Here is a 3,347-nt window from a genome sequence, read left to right on the forward strand (position 1 = left end):
CTACGGCCCCCCGGACGCCCGCCGCCCGGCAGCCGTCCAGGCCGTCCGGGACGCCGAGGGCCCGGTCCTCGTCGTCACCTCGGACCCCGCCCTCTGGGCCGCGACCAAGGACGCCCGCGGCAAGCTCGGCCCGGTCCTCGTCCATGACCCCGGCCACCTGTGCGACACGCCCGCGCGCCTCCACTGGTCCCCCTCGGAGCACTGCGAGGACCCGGCCGTGGCCGCGGAGCGGGCCATCGCCCTGCTGGCCCCGGTGCGCCCGCACTCCCGGCTGGACGCGGCCACCGCCGACACCGCGGAAACGCTCCTGCGCTGCTGGCTGCACGCCGCCGCCGTCGACGGACGCCCCTTCCGCCAGGTCCACCGCTGGGCACAGGGCGCCGGCGCCCACGAGCCGGTACGGATCCTCCGCAGCCACCCCAAGGCGGCCTCCGGCCACGCGGGACTGCTCGAATCGGCTCTCACCGCGCACCCGGAAAGCCGCCGCACCGCACAGGAACTGACGGCCCGTGCGCTGGCCTCGCTCTCGTCGGTCCACATCCGGGAGGCCTGCACCCCGAATCGAACCGATTCGCTGGCGCTGGCATCTTTCCTCGCGGAAGGGGGCACCCTCTACGTGGTGGGGGAACCCATCGAGGATCCCCGCACCCACCCCGGCGCGATGCCGCTCCTCACGGCGCTCGCCGCAAGCGTGGTCGAGCACGGCCGCCGCATGGCCGCACGGTCATCCGACGGTCGGCTCGACCCACCACTCACCCTGGTCCTGGACGACGTCGCCGCCGTGGCCCCGCTCCCCCAGCTCCCGGAGCTCCTCGCCACCGGCCACCAGCAGGGCCTGCCGACCCTGGCCCTGATGCGCTCCCCGGAACAGGCCCGGTCACGCTGGCCGGAAAGCCTCCTGACCCCCCGGCCCTGACACCCCGGCCCTGACGCCCCCGTCTCGCGCCGTCCCGGGTCAGACGACCCGGCCCCGCACGGCGTGCAGATGGGCGCGCGCGGCGTCGGCGGCATGGGTGAACCAGTCGGCGATGACGGCGGTCTCCTCCGGGGTGTACCGGGCGAAGACCTCCTCCAGCCGGGCGTAGAACGGCTGGTAGAGCGCGACGACCCGGGCGGCCGCGTCCGGGTCCGGGACCACGCGGACCCGCCGCCGGTCGGCCGGATCGGGGGCTCGCCGGGCGTAACCGGCCTTCTCCAGCCGGTTGAGCACCCCGGTGACGGCTCCGGTGGTGAGGTTGACGCGCTCGGCCAGATCTCCGGCGGACAGCGGGGTGTCGCCCGCACCGAGGACATGCCCGAGACAGGTCAGGTCGGTCACGTTGAGGCCGAGTGCCTGCGCGACCTCCTGCTGGCCGATGAGCCCCAGCGCCACGTACGCGTCCATCCGGTGGATCGCCTCGCCGACGGTGACCGGGGGACGGCTCTTGCCCTCCACGCAGAGACTCCTTAGCATCTAAGTTACTTAGCTCGTGAGATGAATGCTCACGTCGACGCCTTCATCCTGCCTGCCCTGACACCCCCACGGGAGCAACCATGAGTGCCCACGGCGACGTCGACCTCGGCCACACCCTGGCCGGCTGGACCGGAACCACCGTCGCGGGACTGGGCGCCGCCGTCGCCGGAGCCGGCCTCTGCCTCGACCTCGCCCCCGCCCTGTGGCTCGGCGCGGCCCTCACCGTCCTCGCCGCCGCCACCACCTGGACCCTGCACCTGACGGGCTGGGGCAAGCCCTCCGGTCCCCGCCCCGCCGACCAGTGGGACTGGCGGGTCCGCGACACCACGGCCCGCCGGGGTCACCCCGACTGCCTCGGCTGCCGCCTCGCCGGCCGCCGTACGCCCGCCACCGCCCGGGACGCCGCCGCACCCGAACCGGCCCCCGACCGCCTGCGCACCCGACCCCGCACACCCGGCCGACCGACCGAACCCCTGGAATCCTAGGACGCCCGCCGCACCTCGTACTCGACCTCCATCGCCGTCTCCTGCCCCGGCACGGCCACCCGCGCCCCCGTCTCCGCGAACCCGAAGCGACGGTAGAAGGCGGCGGCCCGCGCGTTGTCCTCGTGGACGTAGAGCCGCACCCGCTCGACCGGCTCCGCCAGCGACCAGGACCACTCGACCCCCGCACGGAACAGCGCGTCGATCACACCCGTCCCCCGCGCCTCGGGCCGCACGTACACCCCCACGATGTGCGTCTGGCCGACCTTCGCCGGCTCCCCGAAGCGCACCTCGTCGGCCGGCCGCTCCACCAGCAGCGAGATCGTGCCGACCCACCGCCCGTCCGCGGCCTCGGCCACGAACTGACGCACCGTCCCGGCCCCCGCCTCGGACGCCCCCTCCGTACGCTCCCGCCAGAACGCGTCCGGATGCCCCACCGCCGTCTCGTACGTCTCCAGGAAAGCGAGAGGGGCGACCGGATCGCGCAGCGCGGCGAGCCGGATCTCCCGGGCCCGCTCCCAGTCGTCGGCGCGGATGACACGTATCGAGAAGTCCATGCGCAGATCCTGCGTGCGGGCCCGGGAGATCCGGCTCGCCGCGCTGCGCGATCCGAGCAGAGAACCTCACCAAGCGGTACGGAGACACCACCGTCGTCCGGGACCTCAGCTTCACCGTCCGACCGGGCGCCGTCACCGGCTTCCTCGGCCCCAACGGCGCCGGCAAGTCCACCACCCTCCGCATGATCCTCGGCCTCGACGCCCCCACCCGCGGCCACGCCACCGTCGACGGCCGCCCGTACGCCCGCCACGGCGCCCCGCTCACCCGCGTCGGCGCCCTCCTCGAAGCCCGCTCCGTGCACCCCGGCCGCTCGGCCCACCACCACCTCACCGCCCTCGCCCTCACCCACGGCATCCCGCGCTCCCGCGTCGACCGGGTCCTCGCCCTCACCGGCCTCGCCCACGTCGCCGACAAACGCGTCAAGGGCTTCTCCCTCGGCATGGGCCAGCGCCTCGGAATCGCCGCCGCACTCCTCGGCGACCCGGCGACCGTCGTGCTCGACGAGCCGGTCAACGGCCTCGACCCCGAAGGCGTGCTGTGGATCCGCACCCTCCTCAAGTCCCTCGCCGCCGAAGGCCGCACCGTCCTCGTCTCCTCCCACCTGATGAGCGAGATGGCCCTCACCGCCGACCACCTCGTCGTCATCGGCAAGGGCCGGCTCCTCGCCGACACCACCGTCGAGGCACTCGTCCGCACCTCCGGCGGCGCCTCCGTCAAGGTCGTYACCCCGGAGGCCGACCGGCTGCGGAACCTGCTCCCCGGCGCCGACATCACCGTGGAGGCCCCCGACACCCTCCTCGTCACCGGCCCGGACGCCCCGGAGATCGGCCGCACGGCCGCCGCCCACGGCCTCC

General features: G+C 74.7%; 5 protein-coding genes. 3 read left to right on the forward strand and 2 right to left on the reverse strand.

The window, feature by feature from the left end; genetic code table 11:
• Positions 1–916: type IV secretory system conjugative DNA transfer family protein (locus tag EAO70_RS03605; protein ID WP_222723430.1), on the forward strand; the 916-nt coding region annotated here is incomplete at its 5' end.
• Positions 917–955: 39 nt separating this feature from the next.
• Here EAO70_RS03605 and EAO70_RS03610 read toward each other — a convergent pair.
• A complete protein-coding gene (locus EAO70_RS03610) occupies positions 956–1,435 on the reverse strand; it encodes a MarR family transcriptional regulator (RefSeq protein WP_148001575.1) in 480 nt (159 codons plus the stop codon).
• Between the two features lie 98 nt (positions 1,436–1,533).
• Here EAO70_RS03610 and EAO70_RS03615 point away from each other — a divergent pair, with 98 nt between their 5' ends.
• Positions 1,534–1,938 carry an HGxxPAAW family protein gene (locus EAO70_RS03615; protein ID WP_148001576.1) on the forward strand — a complete coding sequence of 135 codons (405 nt, stop codon included), beginning with the start codon at positions 1,534–1,536 and terminating at the stop codon, positions 1,936–1,938.
• Here EAO70_RS03615 and EAO70_RS03620 read toward each other — a convergent pair.
• Positions 1,935–2,492: a GNAT family N-acetyltransferase gene (locus EAO70_RS03620; RefSeq protein ID WP_148001577.1), complete on the reverse strand. Its 558-nt coding sequence runs from the start codon at positions 2,490–2,492 to the stop codon at positions 1,935–1,937. The two genes, EAO70_RS03615 and EAO70_RS03620, sit on opposite strands and share 4 nt — an antisense overlap.
• A 50-nt stretch (positions 2,493–2,542) precedes the next feature.
• Here EAO70_RS03620 and EAO70_RS03625 point away from each other — a divergent pair.
• Positions 2,543–3,347, forward strand: an 805-nt coding sequence (locus EAO70_RS03625; RefSeq protein WP_148001581.1) for an ABC transporter ATP-binding protein, incomplete at its 3' end; no start/stop codon positions are given.

Origin of the sequence: Streptomyces sp. adm13(2018) (genome assembly GCF_008042145.1) — a bacterium.
GTDB lineage: Bacteria > Actinomycetota > Actinomycetes > Streptomycetales > Streptomycetaceae > Streptomyces.

Excerpts from the sequence above, each read along its gene's own strand:
- EAO70_RS03620 (WP_148001577.1), bottom strand. The coding sequence starts at position 2,492 with ATGGACTTCTCGATACGTGTCATCCGCGCCGACGACTGGGAGCGGGCC.
- EAO70_RS03615 (WP_148001576.1), top strand. The coding sequence starts at position 1,534 with ATGAGTGCCCACGGCGACGTCGACCTCGGCCACACCCTGGCCGGCTGG.